The following is a 19,913-nucleotide window of genomic DNA, read 5'->3' on the forward strand; positions in this document are numbered from 1 at the left end:
CACCGGCCTCAAGGCGAAGCAACGTAGACACTGAAACACCCAGTCGCTAGGCCCATGCTTTAAGGGACTCTCCGCGCCTCAATCTGGCCACAGCCGAATCCGCCCCAAGCTTCTAAATTGCAGCTGCGGTAGACCATGGAAGTTACTGGATTGCGCGGGAAGCCTTTGACATAAACATATAGCTTACTTAAATCCGCATATTTGCAAACATATATATTACTTTTTGCGCGGAACACTCCAAGCCACTTCATTCTCCCGATGGAGGCGATGGCAGGAGTGCTCGCCCCTCCTCATCACGAGCGCTGGCGTGTTCAAGACCTCCGCATCTGATACGGCCGCGCTGGCGTATTGGTGGGGACGTCTGATCCAACGCGTCCATCGCTGCTGCGTTGACAGCCGGCCAAGGTTGGTTCCAGCCATCCCATCGCCGACCTGGCTAGGCCTCACAGGTCGAGGTGGGGCCGCATCAGCGCCTCAAACCATTCAATGAAGGCATTGAGTCGGCGAGAACGCTGCCTGCGGTTGGGGTAGACAAGCGATACCTGCATGGGCGCGGCGCGAAAGCCGGGCATGACTTCCACAAGTTCGCCCCTGTCGAGCAGGTGCTGGACATCAAACCGGGGAATCTGGATCAATCCCATCCCCGCCACGCAGCAGGCGATGTAGCTTTCGGCGTTGTTGACGACCACCCGGCTGGCTACGGCGACCAGCCGTTCCTGGCCCGACACAACGTATTCCCAGGGAAGTTTGCGCCCGATGGAAGGCGAGGCATAGCCCACGGACAAGTGGCCCTGGAGCAGATCCTCCGGCCTAGTCGGCATGCCATGCTCACGCAGGTAGCCCGGGCTGGCGCAGTTGACCAGGGCGATATGCCCCAGCGGACGAGCGACCAGACTGCTGTCGTGCAGCGCGCCGATCCGCACGGCACAATCAACGCCTTCCTGCACGAGATCGATCGCTCGGTCGGTCGAGCCCAATGCCAGCTGGAGACCGGGATAGCGACGGAAGAAGCCGGGCAGTGCAGGGGCAATCAGCCGACGCGCGATGCGGCTGGGCACGTCCACGTTGAGCCGTCCCGAAATCTTGCGTTGGCTGGCATGGAACAGCTGCTCGATGTCTTCGGCGTCGCAGAGGAACAGGCGGACGCGCTCTAGCAACTGCACGCCATCGGCAGTGAGTCGCACCTGCCGTGTCGTTCGGTGCAACAGGCGCGAGCCCATGGCTGACTCAAGTTGCTGGACGGCAGCAGACACCGATGCGCGCGGCACGTCCAGCGCATGGGCGGCCTTGATGAAACTGCCCATCTCGGCAACCTGAACGAAGATGCGGTACTGACCGAGTTTGTCCATTCATCCTTTCCCACGATCGCGCAACCACCAAATAACACCGACGGCCCCCACACATGCGAGTGCTCGTCATGTCCAAGGACCCTACTCGTCCAAGGCATCGAGCACCAGCTCGGCGGTGAGCCCACTGCTGTACTGCTGCTGCCCGGTGATCAAGCGCCCATCGCGGATCGCAAACGGTTCGTTCGCGCCCCGGCAGCGGTAGGTGGTGCCCTGGATCCGGGCGGCTTCGCCCTGGATGGTGTAGTCGTTCAGGGTCATGCCAAAGGCCTTGTTGACCTCGTCCTCCTCCTCGTCGCTGAAGCCGGTCCAGGTCTTGCCTTCGGCCAGCAACCTGCCATCGGACAGCCGCGTCCAGAGCAGGAGGCAAGCGCCGTGGCAGATCAAGGCGACGATCTTCCCCTTCTCGTAGAAGTCGGCAATCAGCGCGTGCAGCGCCGGGGCGTCCTTGAAGGTAAGCAGCGGCCCGCCCCCGCCGGCAACCCACACCGCGTCGTAGTCGTCCACGTTCACCGCACTGATCGGCAGCGTCTGCCTGAGCAACGGGCCAAACCCGGCGTGATGGACGAAGCCCAGAGTGACCAGGTCGTCGGCGTAGGGGCCGCCGGGCGTGCGCGGGTCGCTGTGCGTGTCGATCATGACCTCGCCGCCTTCCGGAGACGCCAGGTCCACCCGATGCCCGGCTTCTGTGAACATCAGGAAGGCGCGGGTCATCTCTTCGCCAAAGAAACCCACCGCAAAGCCCTTCAGCTGGGCGGTATTGGAGACGATCGACAGGATGCGGCGCGGCTTGCGCTTCACGCCGATGCGGGTTTCAACTTTCAGGTCAGATGCTGGCATGGCTGTGCCCTCCAAAGTTCAACTGTCGCCCGGACCTGGGCCCCGGCGGCTGGCGTGGACGCTTACTTGGTTGTATATCCACCGTTAATGAGGATAGTTTGGCCGGTGATCCACCAACCGTCGCTCACCAAATGGCGGATGAAGGGCACTACGTCCTCAATATCAGTCAGGCCGGTCTTGCTGAAAGGCGAAAGCGCTGCGGCCGTCTTGTGGTAGGCCACCGCATCGGCGCCCTCGGCCGGATAGAAGAAGGGCGTGTCCATCGGGCCCGGGCCGATGGCCGTGACCGAGATGCCGCGTGCACCGAACTCCTTGGAGGCCGCGCGGGTGAAATGCTCCACCGGCGCCTTGGTGCCTGCGTAGGCGGCATAGAACGGGGTGAAGGCGCCCAGCAGCGAGGTCACGATTGTGCAGATCTTGCCGTTGTCGTTGAGGTTCCTGCCGGCTTCCTTGAGGAAGAAAAAGGCGGTCTTGGAATTAACGGCCGTCATCTGGTCATACTCGGCCTCGCTGATCTCGGCCATGGGCTTCTTGAGCACCTTGCCGACGGTATTGATGGCGATGTCGGGCTTGCCGACCGCCACGACAGCGTCGGCGAACAGCTTTTCGACGGCACCGGCCGTGCTCAGGTCGCCCTGCAACGCCACGGCCTGCGCACCGCTGGCCTGCACCGCGGCGACGGTGGCATCGGCATCTGCCTTGGAGGCGGCGCTGTTGTAGTGGATCACCACGGCCTTGGCGCCCTGCGCGGCCAAGTCGCGGGCGATCAGGCCGCCGAGGTTCTTGGCGCCGCCGGCGATGAGGACAACCTTGCCCCGGATGGAATGGTCTGCCATGGAAAATCTCCTTCACGAGTCACGGAGAGTTGAGCTTAGGCGGCTCCTGCCAAGCGATAATCCGTCACTGACTGGATAGATAATCCAGAAAAACAGCCCAATGAAGGAACGCTGGGCTTCGGCTTTCACAACGCGCACCGGAAAATGAGGGCTCGCGCCATGAGCTATCCCATGAAGACAGCCCCATTTGTGGCTCCTGGCGGGGTAGATGCCTACGCTGCCCGCCGGCACGAACCGGTGCCAGCGGAATGATCAGGTCACAAGTCTTTCAACCTGAAATGCCGGACGCCGCATCTGCCAGAGCATCCAGAGGATCCCCAGGCCAACGGCAACCGCCCCCACCCACGCCGTGCTGGTCAGCCCCATCGCCTCCAGACTGGCACCGCCCAGCAGCGAACCCAGCGCAATACCGCCATTAAAGCCGGCGATGTTCAGCCCAGCTGCCACCGCCGGCGCCTGCGGCGCGTGGACCTGCGACAGACCGATCACACGCGCCTGCAAAGCCGGCACCGCAGCATAGGTCAGCGCACCCAGCAAGCCCGTCAACAACACCATCAATGGCAACGACGGTGCCGATACCCAAATCGCCAGCAGCACCACTGCCAAGCCGACCAGTACGATCATCACGGCAAAGTCCGCACCCTTGCGGTCGGTCAGGCGTCCGCCCCAGATGTTGCCAATGGCTGCCATCACGCCATAGCCCAGCATCAACAGGCTGGCCCTGCTCTCGCTGACGTTCGTCACCTGCAGCAGGATCGGGGAAATGTAGGTGTAGAGCGCGAACGACCCGGCATAGGCCAACACAGTGATGCCGGCTCCGGCCAGCAGACGCGGATTGAACATGGCTTTGAGACCATCCATTGCGTTGGCCTGCGCCGAGCCGTCGTTCCGATCCGTCAGCATCAGGGCAAGCAGGCCGAGGAAACCAATCGCGCCGCTCGCGGCGACCGCCATGAAGATGACTTGCCAGCTCAGCACGGCGCCCAGGTAGGTGCCAAGAGGAACGCCCAACGCCAGGGCCAAGGTCAGGCCGCCGAACACTACAGCCACCGCCGCCCCGGCCCGATGCCGGCCCGCCAATTGCGTGGCAACGCTCGAGGCCACGGCCAGGAACACGCCGTGCCCCAGGCCCGAGGCGAAGCGAGCAATCAGCAAAGGCGTCAGCGCATCCGACAAGCTGACCACCGCGTTGCCCAGCGTGAACAGCCCCATCGCCATCAGCAGTAGCGGCTTGCGCGGCCAGCGGCTCGCCAGCGCGGTCAGGCCCGGCGCACCGATTACCGCGCCCAGCGCATAGGCCGTGACCGCCGTGCCGACCTGGGCCACGCTGACATGCAGGTGGCTGGAGATGGTGGAGACCAGCCCGATGGTCACGAACTCGGTGAAACCCAGTGCGAACGCGCAAAGCGCGAAGACGTAGATGACGAAAGGCATGCGCTCGTTCATGGCTTAGATCCGACCCACGGATGCCGCTGCCAGCAGCGGCAGCATCGCCTCGGCCACACCCTTGGCCGAAGCCGGGTTCTGGTCCAGCACCAGCCTCTCGCTGGCTAACCCCCTTCTGCTGAAGATTCGGTTCGGGCATTGCCGGATACCGCGTTCCTGCACGGCATCGGCAAGCGGGAGCGGCAGGCTGTCGTAATAGCGCGCGTCAGCCAGCACTCGATGCGGATGCGAGGGTTTGGAAACACGGAAACCACCAGGAGCCGTGTCGGCGGCGCCAGTCGGCCCCTTGCGGTCGTGGCTGCTCAGGACGAAGAGAATGCGTTGGGTCATCGAAAGGCTCCTGGGTGCGGGTCGTGCACCCCGCCAGGCACCTCCAAGGGGAGCGTGCGCGTTGCGGTATGCGAGGTAAGGAACCTCATTCTGGTGAATCCGATATATCCTTCAAATGACCAAAATAGACAAACACTTTCCCCGGAATGGCCCAAATGGCTCTGCGCAATCTCGATGATCTGGCGGTGTTCGTGCATGTGGTGGACCGGCGCAGCTTTTCCGCCGCCGCACGCGACCTGCACCTCGCGCCCAAGACGGTCAGCAAGCAGATCGCCCGGCTAGAACAGGCGCTGGGCACCACGCTGTTCGAGCGCAACACCCGCAACTTGCGCATCACCGACGAAGGGCGGGCTATCGCTGAGCGTGCCCGCGTGGCCCTAGCGGTGCTGGAGGAAGTGCAGGAACTGGCGACCGGCGGCAACCAAGAACTAAGCGGCACCATCCGCCTGACGGCCCCCCTGCCGTTCGGGCGCAAGTTCGTGGCCCCAGCGATCCACGATTTCTGTCGTCTACATCCCCGAGTCGGCTTCGACCTGCGCCTGTCCGATCAGGTGCAGGACCTGTATAGCGGCGATCTGGACTTGGCGATCCGCATGGGCGAACTGGCCGACTCACGCCTGGTGGCGAGGCGCGTGGCCGACAACCGGCGGATTCTTGCGGCGTCTCCCGCCTACCTAAAAGTGAATGGACAGCCCGCTCAGCCGGAAGATCTGGAGCGGCACAACTGCTTGGTGTTCGCCTATCCGGGGCTGTTGCAAAACACCTGGCCGCTGCGTATGGGCCGGCGGGAGAAGTCTGTCACGGTCAGCGGCACGCTCTGTAGCGACAGCGGCGACGTCCTACACGCTTGGTGCCTTGCCGGACTGGGCGTCTCGCTGCGCGAAACCTGGGACATCCACGAGGAACTCCGCGATGGGCGATTGGTGCGCGTTTTGCCGGACTGGGAGGCCGTCCCCTCGAAGATCAGCATCGTGCGGGTGCGGCGAGAGCCTGTGCCCCGCCGACTGACGGCCTTCAGCGACTTCCTACTGAGGCGCTGGCAGCAGGCCCCTTGGGATCAATGACAGCCTAAAGCTCGAACCCAGCCACTCAATCGAAGCAGGTTGGACCCCGCTCAGTTACTGCTGGGAACACACTGGCATTGAGCCGTATATCATCTGACGGAGGCTGGAGATCGTCGAGAGCCATGCGCTGACTCTCACAAAACAAGGAGAGTCGACGTGATCGTTGTTGGTCAGGAGTTCGATCCGTGAGTCTGAGACTTCGAGTTGTGATGCTAACCGGCCTCGCCCTACTTCTGCTGTGGGCAGGCGCGGCAACCTGGATGCTCAGTGGCATCCAGACAAAGCTGGAACACACCCTCGATGGTCGACTGGCGATGTCGGCAAGGATGGTAGCAGGGCTGGTTTCTCGCACATCTTTGGACATCCCCGCCTCAGCAGTCCAGTTCGATCATGCGTTGAAGAGCGCCGCGCATGAAGGCATTGCTTGTGAGGTCCGCACCATGCAAGGAGAGGTTCTGTCTCGCCGTGGCGAGCCGCCAACGAACTCGGCCGCGCGCCTTCCCACTGGATTCTCCACGAAAGTCGTTGCAGGCACCGAGTGGAGGATCTACGTGCTCCGAGACGATGCGTATCAGGTCACCACAGCCGATCGAATCGATGAACGGTCGGACTTGACTGATCGGATGCTGATTGCCGCTGGTCTGCCGTTCCTGATCGCGGTTATCGGTGGACTTGGTGTGTTGTGGATCGGCATCAGCCGTGGCTTGGCACCACTGACCAGGCTATCCCAGGAGCTGACATCACGAGACGCCGACAGTGTCGTCCCGGTCGACGCTGCGCATTACCCAACCGAACTTGAGCCGATGCTGCAATCCCTGAACGCGTTGGTGGCACGCCTGGTGAAGACGGTAAACAACCAGCGGGCATTCACAGACGCCGCCGCTCATGAGCTACGCACACCGCTAACGATCATCGACACACACCTACAGGTGGCTCGCCAGTCAACAGGCGATGCGGTCGCCCCCGCATTGGACAATGCCCAACATGGCGTGCGGCGCCTGCGGCACACCTTGGACCAAATGCTCGCGTTGGTGCGTGCCGACAGTCCTGACATGCTCGAACAATCGTCTGTCTCGCTTGCCGATGTCTTGGCCGACAGCGTGCTTGCTGTAGCGCCGCAGCAGAGATCGCGGATCGAGCTGGGCGATCACGGCGAGGACATCACCGTTGCCATGCCCCGGCCCTTGCTGCAAACCGCCGTCAAGAACCTGCTCGACAACGCGCTTCGCTACTCGCCGGTCGATACCAAGGTGGCTCTTCGAATGTCCTGGGATAAGGATCGCCGCCGCTGCCTGCTCTCAGTGTTAGACCGCGGCCCGGGGCTGAGTGCCGACCAAGCGGAACAGATTGGTCGGCGTTTCTGGCGTGGCGATCACGAAAGGGCGGGCGCCGAAGGCTCGGGTCTAGGAATCTCCATCGTTCGCACGATCGTCGAGCGCTTCGGTGGGCGGTTGGAGTTCGTTGCCCGCGACGGCGGCGGCCTAGAGGTGTTGCTGGACCTGCCCGCGCACGCGCCGACCTTGCCGCCGTGAACTCCCCCATCGGGCTATCCGCCCGCCCCGGATTCCCCTCCGTTGTCAGCGTGGCCCCAAGATGTCCACAAGATCTTCGCCTTGCGGCATCCCGTTGATCTTCTTCAAGCTGCCATCGGGCAGCTTCACGACTACCCCTGGCGTGCCACGGAACCCCTGGGCAAACATCAGCAACTGATGTTCGTCCAGCTTGGTTTTGATCCCAGCTGGAACCGCAGCGACGGGCTTGATCCCGCCGCGATCATAGTTTTGCTCGTTCTCCAGGAGCGCCGCCGACGGATCGCCTGCCCCCATGATGGCCGCAGCCTTCCCTGGGCTATCGGCCTTGATCATGCCAACCATGATGTGCCGAAGCTGCACTTTGCCGGCGGACACCCAAGGCCGGGCCGCCTCCCAGAACCTATGGCAGTAAGGGCAGTTGGCATCGCTGAAGGTGTAGATGATCCGGGGCGCATCTGCCTTCCCGTCCAGCACCCATGCCGACTTGCCCAGCTCCGCCCATGCCTTCTCCCCCATGGGACGGGCAACTAGCGCTTGCAACGTCTCCTCGTCAGCCGGCTGTCCCTGCGGCGTGAGTCGGGTGCCCACAATCGCAGAGCCGTCGGCGGTTACATAGACGCCGATTGGGCGATCACCAGCCGACCCAGCGAACGCCCGAAGCCCAGGGCCTGCATCGAAACTGTCGACGATATTGATACCCTGGCCTTCGAGGGTAGACAGCACCTCAGGACGACCAGCTCCAGCGGGCTTGGCCTCACGATTGATGCCTTGCGTGGGCGCATTAGAGCCTGATCCCGCTGGCGCCGCCTGCGAGCACCCGCTGAGCAGGCCGAGTCCGAGTGCCACGGCGGCTAGGCTGAAAAACTGAGATGGCTTCATTTGGATTCCTTGGAGGTGGTAGTTGAACGGGAATGCGAAGGGAAATAGCGCTGTAGCTTTCCCTCCAGGCCAGCACGGGTCATCTCTCCCAGGTGGATGTCCAGCAAGCGGCCGTCGTGGTCGAACATGGCCGTGGTGGGCAACGCCCGCGTATTCAACGCCTGCATCGTGGAGGAGCTGGAATCCAGCAGCACATGCGGGAAATGCAGGCCGCTGTTGCGCAGAAATGCTTCTGCATCCGCCGCAGATTCGCCTTGGTTGACCATCAGGAAGGTCACTTCGGGATGGCGGGCCTGCGCTGCGTGGAACGCCGGCATTTCGCGCCGGCAAGGCGGGCACCATGTGGCCCATAGGTTGACCACCACCGGGGCACCCGCGTGATCGCGCAGCGACACCGGCTGTCCGGAAACATCGACGAGGGTCAGCTCTGGTAGCGGCGGCGCTGAACGCAGCAGCAGCCCGTGAACGCCTGAGAGCATCAGCCATACGCAGAGCGCGGCAGTTACTCCCGCTCCCGCTGCAATTCCGGTGGAGCGCGCGCGTCTTGCGCGCCACGCAATGAAAGCGATCGCCATGGGCGCGCCTACCCACCACACGAATCCGCCATCGCCGACGGTCAGCATGCTCCATGGCGCCGCCGCGTACTCGTCCCACCAGCGAACGATGTAGGCCAGTCGTGCCGACAGTGCACCGACCAAAAAGGCATCGAAGAACAGCGACGTTGCGGCACGTGGCGGCGCCGACGCCGGCGAGCGCCCGAGCCGTCGCGCCACCCACCATCCCGCGAGAATGCCCGCCACCGCCAGCAGGATCTTCATCGATACAGGACCGAGTCCGTTCACGGCACGCCCGCCGCATCCAGGCGGCCGAGGAAGCCGGCCGCCGAGATCTCCCCGACCACGCGCTGCGCGCGTCGCTCTTGACCATCCGGATCAATCAGGATGAGTGTCGGCGGCCCCATCACGCCCCACCGCTTCAGTAGCGCCTGGTCGGAAGCATCGTTGCGGGTCACATCCGGCCGCACGATCTGCATCGACGACAAGCGCGTGCCTACGACGGGGTCGCCGAAGACGTTGCGCTCGATCACGTGGCAGCTCACGCACCAATCGGCGTAGAAGTCGATCAGGGTCCACTGTCCTTGCCTACCGGCGGCCGCGATGTGTGCCTCCACGTCCTGCACCGTCTTGGCCAGTTTGTACTCCAGGCGACTGCCGGCGACTACAGCCCCGCTCCGGTCGCCGGCAAGGTGCTCCAATGGCTGTAGCACCGATGTGCCACCCGAGGCACCACCGGCCACCAGCACGACCGCCCACACGCCCACACAGGCGGCGACCGACCTCACGAGCCAGGCGAGCCGCGGGCGTTGCGTCGTCGCGCCCCAGGCGACCAGCCCCACGGTCACGGCGACCGCCAACAGACCCCACAGAATCAGCGCACTCCACGCAGGAAGGAAGCGCGAAAGCATGCTGATCGCCATCCCCAGCATCAGGTAACCAAACGCTATCCGGACGCGCTCCATCCAAGGCCCAGGCGTTGGCAGAATGCGGGCGCCGAACGCGGCGATCAGCACCAGCGGCAGTCCCATGCCCACGCCAAGCGCGAACAACGCAAGCCCACCGTGGAAGGCGCTGCCAGTCTGGCCAATGTAGAGCAGCGCACCGGCAAGTGGCGCGGTCATGCATGGCCCCACCAGTAGCGCCGACAGCAGTCCGAGGACCGCAGCACCGGGCACGCTGCCTCCGGGCCGCTGCCCCGCCCGGTCAAGGCGACGAGTCAGCCATGCCGGGAGCTGAAGTTCGAATGCACCGAACAACGACGCGGCAAGCACCGCAAACAGCAGCGCGAAGGCGCCCAGCAACAACGGCGATTGCAGCGTTGCCTGTAGGTTTGACCCGGCAAGACCCGCAGCGACCCCCAGTGCTGCATATGTTGCGGCCATTGCCAGGACGTAGGCACTGGACAGCAGCGCGGCGCGACGTGGCGTGGCCTGCACGCCGACCACGATGGTCGAGACGATGGGAATCATGGGCAGCGTGCACGGCGTAAACGCCAGCAACAGTCCAAGCCCGAAGAACAACGCCGCAGCCGATACTGGCCCCAGCGACGCAAGGCGCGAGGCAGTCCGTTGGTCCTCGGCAGCACCGTCATGGTCCTGCACAGTTGTTGTGAGCAATCTATCCGCTGCGGCATCAACGGGGACCGGGGTGCCATCGGCCGCTGGCAAGCTCGGGGCCGTCTGATCCGGCGAACCTTGGGCAACTGCTGCGGGCGTTGTGACAGTGGGTGCGGCCGGTTCCATGCGCTTGCCTGCCGGCGGTGCAGTGGATCGTTCTGAAACGGCCTCATCCACCGAAGCAGTTGGCATCTGCGCAGTCGTGGGCACCTCAAGCGCCACTGTCTGCGGCGGGTAGCAGATGCCCTGGTCCGCACAGCCCTGCCAATGCAAGGTCGCCGGCCCGGATGCGGCGCCGGTCAACTCAATGTGCAGATCGCCCGCTGTGTAAACCTCGGTCTCGCCGAAGAACTCGTCCTGCTTGGTCACGCCCTTCGGCAACCGCAGGGTCTGCTCCCGCCCAGCGCTGTCGATCAGTTTCAAGGAGGGGCGGTAGACGTAATACCCTTCCGCGACCCGGGCGAGGGTTCTGATGCCGGCCACTCCATCGGTCGTTGCCGGCTGCACCCGAAAGACTGACTCCGCAGGCAGGAAGTCCGCCTGTTGCTGGCCAGGTTGCCAACTCAGGCCAGGGGCGCCCATGGCGGCGATGCTCGCAGACGCGAGCACAATCACTACGACGATGGTTCGGAACAACAGCATGCGCTTCCAAGAGTCTTCTTCAACGCCCGAGATTGCCACCAGCCACTTAAGCCAGAATTAAGTGCGATTCGCCCCAGATACCGATCGCTACGAGAGCGCATTTGGGCATACTGACGGCGGTCTATTCCATACAGGTGCCGCGTGAGGGTGTTGCTGGTCGAAGATGACGTGCTGATTGCCAACGGAATTTGCAGTGGGCTGAGAGTCTTCGGCATTGAAGTGACGCACGCGGTCACTGCGTCAGATGCTGAAGCCATCTACGTTGATGACTCCTTTGCTGCGGTGGTGTTGGATCTGGGACTTCCGGATGCCGAAGGGTTGGATCTGATCAGTGTCTTTAGATCGGTGGAGACGCACCTGCCGGTGCTGATCCTGTCTGCGCGTGATGCCATCGAGTCCCGCGTTTCTGGGCTACAGGGCGGTGCCGACGATTACCTCGTCAAGCCCTTCGACTTGCGGGAGCTCGCTGCGCGCCTTTATGCACTTGTCAGACGCACGCAAGGTCGCACCTCGCAGACTGTCGCTGCTGGGCCCCTCAAACTGGAGCCCGCAAGCGGCTTGGCGTGGCTGGACGGCAACCCGGTCACTCTGTCGCGGAGGGAAATTGACCTGCTCACCGAGCTAGCTAGTGCGGACGGGAGGTGGATCTCTCCCGAAGCATTGGTTGAGAAACTCTTCGGTTTGGCAACCGAGTCCGGCACAAACACCCTCAATGTTCATATTCACAATGTGCGCCGAAAGCTGGGAAGCGAAGCCATCAGCACAGCCAGGGGAATGGGATACCGGCTTGGGTGGGCGCTGGACAGCGATCCTCGCTAATCATGTGTAACCACCACGCAGGGGGCCGTGTAGCGATCTGCTTGCCCCCAACTTTGACGGCCATTTATGGTCCAACCTACGCGCCTGGCAAGCAGTCCAAGCAACTTTCCGGCGGCGGCGGTGGGATGACCAGCTTGCGCTGTATTTGACGCAAAGCCGTCCGAACACCTTCCTCGACAACCGGGTGATAGAACGGGCTGTCGATCATCTGCTGGACGGTATCTCGCCGCTGAACGCTCCACGACAGCAGATGGCCAATGTGTTCGGCCGATGGGCCGACCATCTCCGCACCCAAGAAGGTTCCTGTGGCGCTGTCGGCGTAGACACGGATCACTCCGTGGTTCTCCAGCATGACCCGGCTGCGCCCCTGATCAGCGAACGATGCCTCTCCAACCTCAAAGGCCGCGCCACTCTCGGTCAACTGCCGGAAGGTGGCGCCCGCCATCGCGATCTGGGGGTTGGAAAACACGATCCCCAGAGGCGCCCTGCGCGGGCGTGGGCGCACGTTTGGATAGCGGCCCGCGTTGTCGCCTGCGATGCGGCCATCGTCTGCGGCCTCATGAAGGATATCGGCCATCCCATTGGCATCCCCGGCAACGAAGATGTGCGGGCAGGTGCTCTGACCGGTAGCACGGTCGACGATGGGCAGCCCGTAGCTGTCCAAACCGATACCGGCTTTGTCCAAGCCGGTTCCGAGCATGTTGGGCTTACGACCTGTCGCGGCAATCAAGAAGTCGAACGTCTCGGTGCTGCGAACACCCTCAGAATTCTCGGAGACCACTAATACGCGACCATCCTCCGTGAGCGAGGGTGTGACCTTTGCGCCCAGGCTCACAGGAACTTCTTCAGAGAAGATGCGCGTGGCCTCCGCCGCAACCACTGGGTCGCTCAGCGGTCCGATGAAGCGACTGCGACCGTAAAGGCGAACCGTCACTCCAAGGCGATGCAGGGCCTGTGCCAACTCAAGGCCGATGACCCCGCTGCCAACAACGGCCACTGAGCTGGGCAGATCAGTCCACTCAAAAACGTCATCGTTCACAAGAAGCCTGTCGCCCAGCGCCTCACGCCATCCCTCCGGAACGAAGGGGCTGGACCCTGTCGCTACAACGATGCGATCAGCTTCGACGATGGTAGATGATCCGACCAGAAGCTCATGAGCGGAGAGGAACGTCGCCTTGCCGCGCAGCCGGTGTTCCTCCGGCCACGCTTCTACCGACTCCACAACGAAGCCGACGAAGCGATCGCGCTCGCGGCGCACCCGAGCCATTACTTCCCGTCCGTCGACCTTGATTGCTCCAGGCATGACGCCAAAGCTCGGCGCCAACGTCAGCGTATGAGCAGCATCTGCGGCACTGATGAGCAGCTTGCTTGGCATGCAGCCAACCCTGGCACAGGTGGTGCCATAGACGCCACCTTCAATCACCACAAGGCTGTCGGTATGCGCTTTGGCCGCGCGGTAGGCCGTCATGCCAGCACTGCCGGCACCAATGATTGCAACATCAACCTTGATACGAGTCATCTGATACCTCTTTTCGCCAGTGCATTGCAGTGGATTGCAGCACGATCGGCGGAGAATGAATCGACCTCAACTTGTGAACGGCCGATTCAAACATTTGGGAGTATTCGGTTGTCGACTATTGGCGTGCGCTATCGAGTCGCTTCTGAGCCCACTGCGCGATACGCGGTGCGGACAACGAGCCCAGGAGCCGGCCTACTTCTTGACCTTGCTCGTCATACATCAGGAGCATCGGCACAGCAGCGACCTTCAACGAGTCCAACAGCTGCGGATCCGTCGCTGCATTCACCTTGAGGAACCGGGCCTTTGTGCCCATTGCCTCGGCGGCGGTAGCGAAAGCAGGCTCCATCGTCTTGCAGGGAGGACACCATGGTGCCCCTATGTAGAGCAGAAGAGGATCGGCTGTGGAGCGCGCAATGCGGTTGAATCCCATGGCGTTCACTTCTTCCACCTTCCCAGCCCATGAAGGCACGGACGTGTTCATCGCTTCACCTTCTTTGCTAGGCGGGCGCCCCATAGAGGGCGCCCGCTTGGTTGTGGCTTACTCGCCCTTTACGAACGGAGCGATCTGCTCGTGCAAAGCCTGCTTAGGCATCGCGCCGACGATCTCCTTGGCGACCTTGCCATCCACGAACACTTTCAAGGTGGGGATGGACCGCACCCCATATCGCTGAGCCAATTCCGGGTTCTGATCGATATCGACCTTGACCACCTGGAGCTTGCCTTCAAGCTCATCGGATATCTCTTCCAAGAAAGGCGCGATGGCTCGGCAAGGTGGGCACCACGGGGCCCAGAAGTCCACCAGCACCGGCGTCTTGCTTTCAAGGACGTCGGACTCGAAGTCGAAAGTCGTTGTGCTACGGGTTGCCATGTCACACCTCATCTGTGGCCCGCAAGTGCGGGGTGGTTGATCAGACGACTGCTGCGTCGGCGCGAGCGCCATCGTAGGTCGGATAGTCGGTGTAGCCCTTTGCCCCGATCACGCCGTAGAAGGTGGACGGATCAGGCTTTGCCAGCGGCCAGCCGTTCTTCATCCGCTCCACCAGGTCGGGGTTGGAGATGAAGTTGGTGCCGAACGCAATCAGGTCGAGCTCGCCCTTGGCCAGTTCCGCCTCGGCCAGTTCCTGGGTAAACCCGCCTGCACCGATCAGCGTGCCCTGATAAGCCTTCCGGAACTCAGCACCGAAGCCGGCCGGCGTGCCCGCTGCCGAGATCGTGGTCTGGTAGTTCAGGTGCACGAACGCCAAGGTCCGCTCGTTCAGCGCCGAGGCCATGCTTGCCCACGCTTCAGCCTCGCCTTCGAAGGCCTCCATGTCGTAGATGCGACCAAACGGGGAGACGCGAACGCCCACCTTCTCGCCGCCAATTTCAGCCGCGACCGCGTCGATGGTCTCCAGCAGCAGGCGCTGACGGTTCTCGATCGATCCACCATACTGGTCGGTGCGGGTATTGAGCTTGCTGCTTAGGAACTGGTCGAACAAGAACGCGTTGGCGGCCATAAGTTCGACGCCATCGAAGCCAGCATCCATGGCACGACGCGCAGAAGAGGCGAAGTCCTGAATGACACGCTTGACCTCATCGGTGGTCAGGGCGCGCGGCTTGCTCGGCAGCACCGGCCCTTCCTTGCCAGGTTCGACCCACGCATAGACCATCGTGGTGGTCGCCGGCACGTCACCCGACGAGACCGGCGCGACGTTGCCCGGCTGCAGCGAGACGTGCGACAGCCGACCGACGTGCCAGAGCTGGGCAAAAATCTTGCCGCCGTTGGCATGCACCGCATCGGTGACTTTACGCCAGCCTTCGGTCTGTTCGTCGGTGTAGAGACCTGGGGTATACAGGTAACCACGGCCCTCGTCGGAAACCGGAAGGCCCTCCGTGATGATCAGACCGGCCGAGGCGCGTTGGCCGTAGTAGAGCGCCGTCAGCTCGCTCGGGATGTTCTCCGGCGTGCGGGTCCGGGTCATCGGGGCCATGACGACGCGGTTTGCCAGCGGCAAGCCGGAAAGGTCGTAGGTAGTGAACAGCTTGCTCATGATGGTCTCTCTTTATTGAATACGCAGTGCGAAGGGGCTGCTGCTACAGGTGCTGTGAATGGAGACAGGGCTCAGCCCTCGACGACTTCCAGCTTCGGAACCATGCGGATTGCCTTGGAGAAGTTGGCGTAGTTCACCGAGGTTTTAGTCACGGTTTTGTGCAGCTCTTCCACTTGCTCACGCGATCCATCGGTGTGCAGCCGAACCACGTAGCTCACCTCGTCGTAGCCAGGATTGACGCTCTCATCCAGGCCCAGCACGCCGCGCAGATCGAGCTCGCCATCGGTTTCGATTTCCAAGCTGTGGATCGTGATGCCCATGGCAGCAGCATTGACCGCATAGCCCACCGACAAGCACGCATTGAGGGCGGCCATGAGCAGTTCCTGCGGATTCGGCGCCGTGTTCTGACCCAGGAACTCCAGCGGTTCATCCGCGGCAATCTCGAAGTGGCGCTTGTACTCTTCACCGCGGATCGAATACCGGCTCACGGTCGCAACGCTGCGGGTCTGGTTCTCCCACTTCGTCTTCACGTTGAAACGGGCACTACGCTTTGCAGGCTCAGTGGTTGCGGCGACTTCTTGTGCGACAGCCTGAAGAGCAGAGACGTCAATGCCGTTGAGGTTGGTGGTCATTTGAATGGTCCTTTCAAGAATGCGCCCTTGGCGCGTTGGAGTGCATCGGAAGGGCATCGAGCCACTTCCTTAGATTTATCGATATCTCGTTGCGTGTCCGGAAGGCTCAATGGCAGCCGTCGATGCCGCAGCTTTCGCCTTCGCCGGCGACACTCATTGGCGCTGGCATCTCACGGGCTGCTTCAAGGATGGCGCGTTCGAACACATCCACTTCTCGAGCACCGGAGACAAACACCTTGTTGTTGAACAAGAACAACGGAACGCCATTGGCGATCTGGTTTGCATCCATTTCATCGCGTCCGATCTCAGCGGCGATGCGCTCAGAGTCGAACTCGAACAAGGTGTCCGTCACGCCGACCTCTTTGGCAAGCGATGCCAGGACGTCCTGGTCAAAGATGTCGATGCCATCGGTGGTCGCTGCTTTGTAGATGCGCTCGCTCAGCAGCTGGGACACCACCGGGGAGCGGATACTCTTGACCAGCGCATGCGCAACCGTCGTATCACCGAAACGCATGGTGTCGAAGTTGTAGACCAAGCCTTCCAGGATGCCATTCGTGCTGACGGCCGCCATCATCCGATCTGCGCCCGCCGGACCGCCCAGCTTCTGATACAACGCGGTCTTGTAGTCCATCGGCTTGACACCTCGCGCAAGGCGATAGGCCTTGTGAGTCACCTCAACCTGGACCTGTCCTGCCAGCGCATCCACCGCCTTTTCAAAGCGCTTTTTTGCAATCCAACACCACGGGCAGACGTAGTCCGACCAGATGTCCACCTTGACCGTTTTCATGAAGCTCTCCGTAGATCAAAACAGCTTCGCCATACCATTCAGTTGGTAGGTTTCGCATTTAGAAGAATACCGTGCGAGCCCTCATTGCTTGAGGGGGCACCGCGATAAGATCAGGCGTTTTCGACGATCAGCCGGATAACGCCGGGCTTCAACGTGTCGGCGTCTTTGGTGGCCCAGTTGATGAAGCTGGATCCCTCCAAGACACTGAGAAGCAGAAACGCCTTCTGCCTGGCCCCACTGCCTTTGGGGATTTGCTTGAGCTTGATGCCTTGCTCAAGCATCCGGGTAAGCCAGGTCAACTGCATCTCAAAGAACCGCTGCGTCAACTGCTGCATACTCGGCGGCAAGGCGGACATTTCTGCCGCCAACGCCCCGCATAGGGGGAGCAAGCGGCCTTCGTCACCAGATTTGAAGATCTGGAAGAACGCCTCAAGGCGGGCAACCACATCGCTGTGCTGAACTTCAACACGATCGAACTCGGTGCGGACACGTTCAATGTAGTCCTCCACGATTGCCCCGCCCAAGTCTTCCTTGGTCGGGAAATGGTGGTGGATGCTTGCCTTGCGAATGCCCACCACCTCGGCCAGGTCCGCGTAACTGAAAGCGCTGTAGCCGCGGGTTCGCATCAAGTTTTCAGCGGTCTGAACCAAGGCGTCGCGTGTGCCAACAGCCATGTCAATTCCTCAACTCTTCGATAAATCAACTCTACCTACCACATGGTAGATAGTCAACACCCAACGACCCACCTCTTTTGGTCGTTGGGCCCCGGTTTAGGCGCCAAGCTCTCCATACGCTTCGAGGGCGCGGGAAGAGTAGACGTAAGCAGCGCCGGCGTTGAGCGATATGGCGGTGCCCAACGCAGCGGCAATCTCTTCCTTGGTCGCACCGGCCTTCTTGGCCGCGCCGGCGTGTGCGGCGATGCAGCCATCGCACCGGGTGGTCACGGCCACCGCCAGCGAGATCAGCTCATGCGTCTTGGCGTCCAGCACGTTGCCCTCACGGGTGGCCAGTTCCAGCTTATGGAAGGCGCTGGCCACAGGAGCATTGGCCTTGTTGAAGCTGCTGACCCGCTTGATGAGCGACTTCAGCTCTTCGGTCCATTTCTTTTCCATTTCGATCACCTCTTTGTTTTGGATTAGTTGCCGAGCTTGCGTGCAGCCATGACGCCGCCGTCCACGTCCCAGACCGCACCGGTGACCCAAGAGGCCTTGTCGGACAGCAGGAAGATGACGGTTTCCGCGACATCGCGCGGCGTGCCATTTCGGCCGAGCGGATGGAAGTTCTTGAAGCCATCCAACGCGCCCGCAAGCTGCTCGCCAGGAATAAACCGCTCAAAAATCTTGGTCTCCACCATGCCGGGGCTGACTGCGTTCACGCGAATGCCGTGCTCCGCCAGTTCCGCAGCGACATGCCTGGTCATGGCATCCAAGCCCATCTTGGCCATCGAGTAGGCGGGCGCCTTCACCGTTTCGATGGCCTGGCGGGCCGCAACAGCGGTGACGTTGACGATCGAACCCGGCTTCTTCTGCGCGACCAGCGAAGCGGCCACCTGCTGGGTGATGAAGAACAGCGAGCGATTCAGGTCGAGGAAGTTGTTGTAGTCCTCAATCGAGTGCTCCAAGAATGCCTTCGGATAGAAGATGCCTGCCGTGTTGACGAGGAGGTCAATGTCGCTGTGTTCCGCCGCCAGCTTTGCAAGCAACGTCTGCACGCTTTCCGGGTTCGAGAGATCTGCGGCGAAAGCAGCTGCCTTGCCCTCCCCCGCTACGGCCGCCAACTGCTGGCGCGCAACCTCTGCCTTTTCCGGGCGATTGCCGACCACAACGACCGCGCCGCCCTGCTCGGCCACCATTTGGGCGACCTCCAGGCCGATCCCACTGGTGCCACCCACGACCAACAACTTGCGACCGTCGAACTGTTTGATGTCCATCTGATTGGCCCTTATGCCTACCTAGTGGTTGGTAGGCTATGCCGATGATCGATGGGTGTCAAGAAAGACTCGCGGCCTTTTCATTCAGCTTGTTCAGGTCTAGCCCTGAACCACCTAGGGAGCCCTGGGCTGACCTTGGTCAGCCATAGCAGGTCGATAAATAGTGGAGCGCCGCAAAAGGACGTCAGAGAGCCCCGATCTCGGAAATGGTTACCTGTGCTTCTACAAGGACAGCGACCAGCATCCGTCCCCCGGCAACGGTCCGCCCCACGCTTTTGTTGAGGTAGGCCGCCTGCAGCCGGCCGGCCTCCAATACGGCGTCAAGTTCGAAGCTGCCCGGACGCCCGCGCAATGGTTCCCCGGGTAACGCCAGGCCACCTTCCAGCGGCTGCAGCCGTGTCGGAACACCGCCCGCATGGGCACCGACGCGTTGATCGCTGCGGCCAAAACGGGCCTCAGGGACGCCTGCGAGAACTACCGGACGGCGCTGATCGAGCATCGAGGGACGTAGGCGGCCATCGTCGCGGCGTCTTTTGCGGACCGCCCAAAGGCGACATTTCCCCTCCCTTTGACGGTTTTTAGAAGTTCGTGGCCCGCCCTACAGACTGGTGGCGCGCCACGCGCGCCCGATCAACCCGCCCACCAGTGGCGCAATCGGGAAGACGGTGTAGAGGGCGGCCAGCGCCAGCGGCGGGACGGAAACAAAGAAATTGCGTTCCGACTCGATCAGGCCAGGGTAGAAGATCCCCACCCCGATGCTTCCGATCTGCACGGCCACCACAACCAACGTGCCCATCAATGCCCCCTTCCAAAAGCCCCCGCGCTTCGGTTCCAGGAAGGGGTTGGCCGCCCTTGCTGCCCTAACGCGCGCCGCCCGCCAGTTCAGCACGTAAAGCAGCAGGAGAAGCGCCAGCACGCCAACGCCAGCCGAGAACGCCGCCACAGCCTGCCAGGCAAGCCCCATCTCTCCAGAAATTTCTGCACCGCCTGCGAAGGCGAGCAGGCCAGCACCGCCCAGGAGGACCGTTGCGGGTGCGAGCAGGCCCCACTGCATATGGGACGCGGTCGAGTGAGAGCGGACATGGGCATTCATGGAACCTCCAAATGA

21 protein-coding genes are annotated in these 19,913 nt (G+C 62.2%); 3 read left to right on the forward strand and 18 right to left on the reverse strand.

Annotated elements, in window-relative coordinates; translation table 11 throughout:
• Positions 1–443 precede the first annotated feature (443 nt).
• The 5 genes from AC06FE_RS03215 to AC06FE_RS03235 all read right to left on the reverse strand — a co-directional run bounded on the left by AC06FE_RS03215 (position 444) and on the right by AC06FE_RS03235 (position 4,798).
• Positions 444–1,349, reverse strand: a complete 906-nt coding sequence (locus AC06FE_RS03215; protein WP_265951469.1) for a LysR family transcriptional regulator — start codon at positions 1,347–1,349, stop codon at positions 444–446.
• A gap of 81 nt (positions 1,350–1,430) precedes the next feature.
• Positions 1,431–2,186, reverse strand: coding sequence for a type 1 glutamine amidotransferase domain-containing protein (locus AC06FE_RS03220; RefSeq protein WP_478072210.1), 756 nt, complete (start codon positions 2,184–2,186; stop codon positions 1,431–1,433).
• A gap of 62 nt (positions 2,187–2,248) precedes the next feature.
• Positions 2,249–3,022 carry an SDR family oxidoreductase gene (locus AC06FE_RS03225; protein WP_265955848.1) on the reverse strand — a complete coding sequence of 258 codons (774 nt, stop codon included), beginning with the start codon at positions 3,020–3,022 and terminating at the stop codon, positions 2,249–2,251.
• A gap of 252 nt (positions 3,023–3,274) precedes the next feature.
• Positions 3,275–4,468: an MFS transporter gene (locus AC06FE_RS03230; RefSeq protein ID WP_265955849.1), complete on the reverse strand. Its 1,194-nt coding sequence runs from the start codon at positions 4,466–4,468 to the stop codon at positions 3,275–3,277.
• Between the two features lie 3 nt (positions 4,469–4,471).
• The gene (locus AC06FE_RS03235; protein WP_265955850.1) at positions 4,472–4,798 is read right to left on the reverse strand and encodes a hypothetical protein; all 327 of its coding nucleotides are present in this window, start codon (positions 4,796–4,798) and stop codon (positions 4,472–4,474) included.
• A gap of 155 nt (positions 4,799–4,953) precedes the next feature.
• On the opposite strand from AC06FE_RS03235, the gene AC06FE_RS03240 reads away from it, so the two are divergent.
• Together AC06FE_RS03240 and AC06FE_RS03245 are read left to right on the forward strand one after the other, a co-directional pair.
• A complete protein-coding gene (locus AC06FE_RS03240) occupies positions 4,954–5,862 on the forward strand; it encodes a LysR family transcriptional regulator (protein WP_478072211.1) in 909 nt (302 codons plus the stop codon).
• Between the two features lie 209 nt (positions 5,863–6,071).
• Positions 6,072–7,394: an ATP-binding protein gene (locus AC06FE_RS03245; RefSeq protein ID WP_265955853.1), complete on the forward strand. Its 1,323-nt coding sequence runs from the start codon at positions 6,072–6,074 to the stop codon at positions 7,392–7,394.
• A 45-nt stretch (positions 7,395–7,439) separates the two neighbouring features.
• On the opposite strand, the gene dsbG is transcribed toward AC06FE_RS03245, so the two are convergent.
• From dsbG to dsbD, 3 genes are read right to left on the reverse strand one after another with little or no spacing between them, the layout of a single operon-like run.
• A complete protein-coding gene (gene dsbG / locus AC06FE_RS03250; protein WP_478072212.1) occupies positions 7,440–8,273 on the reverse strand; it encodes a thiol:disulfide interchange protein DsbG in 834 nt (277 codons plus the stop codon).
• Positions 8,270–9,091, reverse strand: coding sequence for a TlpA disulfide reductase family protein (locus AC06FE_RS03255; protein ID WP_265953192.1), 822 nt, complete (start codon positions 9,089–9,091; stop codon positions 8,270–8,272). The genes dsbG and AC06FE_RS03255 overlap by 4 nt, the downstream gene beginning before the upstream one ends.
• A gap of 20 nt (positions 9,092–9,111) precedes the next feature.
• Complete coding sequence (gene dsbD / locus AC06FE_RS03260; protein WP_337302030.1) at positions 9,112–11,088, reverse strand: protein-disulfide reductase DsbD; 1,977 nt, start codon at positions 11,086–11,088, stop codon at positions 9,112–9,114.
• Between the two features lie 147 nt (positions 11,089–11,235).
• On the opposite strand from dsbD, the gene AC06FE_RS03265 reads away from it, so the two are divergent.
• The gene (locus tag AC06FE_RS03265; protein WP_337302031.1) at positions 11,236–11,907 is read left to right on the forward strand and encodes a response regulator; all 672 of its coding nucleotides are present in this window, start codon (positions 11,236–11,238) and stop codon (positions 11,905–11,907) included.
• 76 nt (positions 11,908–11,983) lie between these two features.
• Here AC06FE_RS03265 and AC06FE_RS03270 read toward each other — a convergent pair whose 3' ends face one another.
• The 10 genes from AC06FE_RS03270 to AC06FE_RS03315 form a co-directional block, all read right to left on the reverse strand.
• Positions 11,984–13,426, reverse strand: coding sequence for a dihydrolipoyl dehydrogenase (locus AC06FE_RS03270; protein ID WP_337302032.1), 1,443 nt, complete (start codon positions 13,424–13,426; stop codon positions 11,984–11,986).
• 115 nt (positions 13,427–13,541) lie between these two features.
• Positions 13,542–13,907, reverse strand: coding sequence for a thioredoxin family protein (locus AC06FE_RS03275; protein WP_083279772.1), 366 nt, complete (start codon positions 13,905–13,907; stop codon positions 13,542–13,544).
• A gap of 57 nt (positions 13,908–13,964) precedes the next feature.
• The gene (gene trxA / locus AC06FE_RS03280; RefSeq protein WP_070425419.1) at positions 13,965–14,294 is read right to left on the reverse strand and encodes a thioredoxin; all 330 of its coding nucleotides are present in this window, start codon (positions 14,292–14,294) and stop codon (positions 13,965–13,967) included.
• Positions 14,295–14,334: 40 nt separating this feature from the next.
• Positions 14,335–15,456 carry an alkene reductase gene (locus tag AC06FE_RS03285; RefSeq protein WP_478072213.1) on the reverse strand — a complete coding sequence of 374 codons (1,122 nt, stop codon included), beginning with the start codon at positions 15,454–15,456 and terminating at the stop codon, positions 14,335–14,337.
• A gap of 71 nt (positions 15,457–15,527) precedes the next feature.
• Complete coding sequence (locus tag AC06FE_RS03290; protein ID WP_049450039.1) at positions 15,528–16,088, reverse strand: OsmC family protein; 561 nt, start codon at positions 16,086–16,088, stop codon at positions 15,528–15,530.
• 106 nt (positions 16,089–16,194) lie between these two features.
• The gene (locus AC06FE_RS03295) at positions 16,195–16,875 is read right to left on the reverse strand and encodes a DsbA family oxidoreductase (RefSeq protein WP_088100497.1); all 681 of its coding nucleotides are present in this window, start codon (positions 16,873–16,875) and stop codon (positions 16,195–16,197) included.
• A 110-nt stretch (positions 16,876–16,985) separates the two neighbouring features.
• Positions 16,986–17,549 carry a TetR/AcrR family transcriptional regulator gene (locus tag AC06FE_RS03300; RefSeq protein WP_478072214.1) on the reverse strand — a complete coding sequence of 188 codons (564 nt, stop codon included), beginning with the start codon at positions 17,547–17,549 and terminating at the stop codon, positions 16,986–16,988.
• Between the two features lie 96 nt (positions 17,550–17,645).
• Positions 17,646–17,987, reverse strand: coding sequence for a carboxymuconolactone decarboxylase family protein (locus AC06FE_RS03305; protein ID WP_049450033.1), 342 nt, complete (start codon positions 17,985–17,987; stop codon positions 17,646–17,648).
• Positions 17,988–18,010: 23 nt separating this feature from the next.
• Complete coding sequence (locus AC06FE_RS03310) at positions 18,011–18,805, reverse strand: SDR family NAD(P)-dependent oxidoreductase (RefSeq protein WP_019338230.1); 795 nt, start codon at positions 18,803–18,805, stop codon at positions 18,011–18,013.
• Between the two features lie 598 nt (positions 18,806–19,403).
• Positions 19,404–19,898 (reverse strand): ABC transporter permease, encoded by a 495-nt coding sequence (locus AC06FE_RS03315; RefSeq protein WP_265953200.1) that lies wholly within the window; start codon positions 19,896–19,898, stop codon positions 19,404–19,406.
• Between the last annotated feature and the right edge of the window lie 15 nt (positions 19,899–19,913).

The sequence above is a fragment of the Stenotrophomonas sp. Steno-C18 genome, assembly GCF_056393195.1.

What these genes read in the sequence shown, in the direction of transcription:
- AC06FE_RS03215 (WP_265951469.1), bottom strand. Translation starts at nt 1,349, where the DNA reads ATGGACAAACTCGGTCAGTACCGCATCTTCGTTCAGGTTGCCGAGATG.
- AC06FE_RS03310 (WP_019338230.1), bottom strand. Translation starts at nt 18,805, where the DNA reads ATGGACATCAAACAGTTCGACGGTCGCAAGTTGTTGGTCGTGGGTGGC.
- AC06FE_RS03235 (WP_265955850.1), bottom strand. Translation starts at nt 4,798, where the DNA reads ATGACCCAACGCATTCTCTTCGTCCTGAGCAGCCACGACCGCAAGGGG.
- AC06FE_RS03270 (WP_337302032.1), bottom strand. Translation starts at nt 13,426, where the DNA reads ATGACTCGTATCAAGGTTGATGTTGCAATCATTGGTGCCGGCAGTGCT.
- AC06FE_RS03305 (WP_049450033.1), bottom strand. Translation starts at nt 17,987, where the DNA reads ATGGAAAAGAAATGGACCGAAGAGCTGAAGTCGCTCATCAAGCGGGTC.
- AC06FE_RS03315 (WP_265953200.1), bottom strand. Translation starts at nt 19,898, where the DNA reads ATGAATGCCCATGTCCGCTCTCACTCGACCGCGTCCCATATGCAGTGG.
- AC06FE_RS03230 (WP_265955849.1), bottom strand. Translation starts at nt 4,468, where the DNA reads ATGAACGAGCGCATGCCTTTCGTCATCTACGTCTTCGCGCTTTGCGCG.
- AC06FE_RS03275 (WP_083279772.1), bottom strand. Translation starts at nt 13,907, where the DNA reads ATGAACACGTCCGTGCCTTCATGGGCTGGGAAGGTGGAAGAAGTGAAC.
- AC06FE_RS03225 (WP_265955848.1), bottom strand. Translation starts at nt 3,022, where the DNA reads ATGGCAGACCATTCCATCCGGGGCAAGGTTGTCCTCATCGCCGGCGGC.
- AC06FE_RS03255 (WP_265953192.1), bottom strand. Translation starts at nt 9,091, where the DNA reads ATGAAGATCCTGCTGGCGGTGGCGGGCATTCTCGCGGGATGGTGGGTG.
- AC06FE_RS03285 (WP_478072213.1), bottom strand. Translation starts at nt 15,456, where the DNA reads ATGAGCAAGCTGTTCACTACCTACGACCTTTCCGGCTTGCCGCTGGCA.
- dsbG (WP_478072212.1), bottom strand. Translation starts at nt 8,273, where the DNA reads ATGAAGCCATCTCAGTTTTTCAGCCTAGCCGCCGTGGCACTCGGACTC.
- AC06FE_RS03245 (WP_265955853.1), top strand. Translation starts at nt 6,072, where the DNA reads ATGCTAACCGGCCTCGCCCTACTTCTGCTGTGGGCAGGCGCGGCAACC.
- AC06FE_RS03300 (WP_478072214.1), bottom strand. Translation starts at nt 17,549, where the DNA reads ATGGCTGTTGGCACACGCGACGCCTTGGTTCAGACCGCTGAAAACTTG.
- AC06FE_RS03290 (WP_049450039.1), bottom strand. Translation starts at nt 16,088, where the DNA reads ATGACCACCAACCTCAACGGCATTGACGTCTCTGCTCTTCAGGCTGTC.
- AC06FE_RS03240 (WP_478072211.1), top strand. Translation starts at nt 4,954, where the DNA reads ATGGCTCTGCGCAATCTCGATGATCTGGCGGTGTTCGTGCATGTGGTG.
- trxA (WP_070425419.1), bottom strand. Translation starts at nt 14,294, where the DNA reads ATGGCAACCCGTAGCACAACGACTTTCGACTTCGAGTCCGACGTCCTT.
- AC06FE_RS03220 (WP_478072210.1), bottom strand. Translation starts at nt 2,186, where the DNA reads ATGCCAGCATCTGACCTGAAAGTTGAAACCCGCATCGGCGTGAAGCGC.
- dsbD (WP_337302030.1), bottom strand. Translation starts at nt 11,088, where the DNA reads ATGCTGTTGTTCCGAACCATCGTCGTAGTGATTGTGCTCGCGTCTGCG.
- AC06FE_RS03295 (WP_088100497.1), bottom strand. Translation starts at nt 16,875, where the DNA reads ATGAAAACGGTCAAGGTGGACATCTGGTCGGACTACGTCTGCCCGTGG.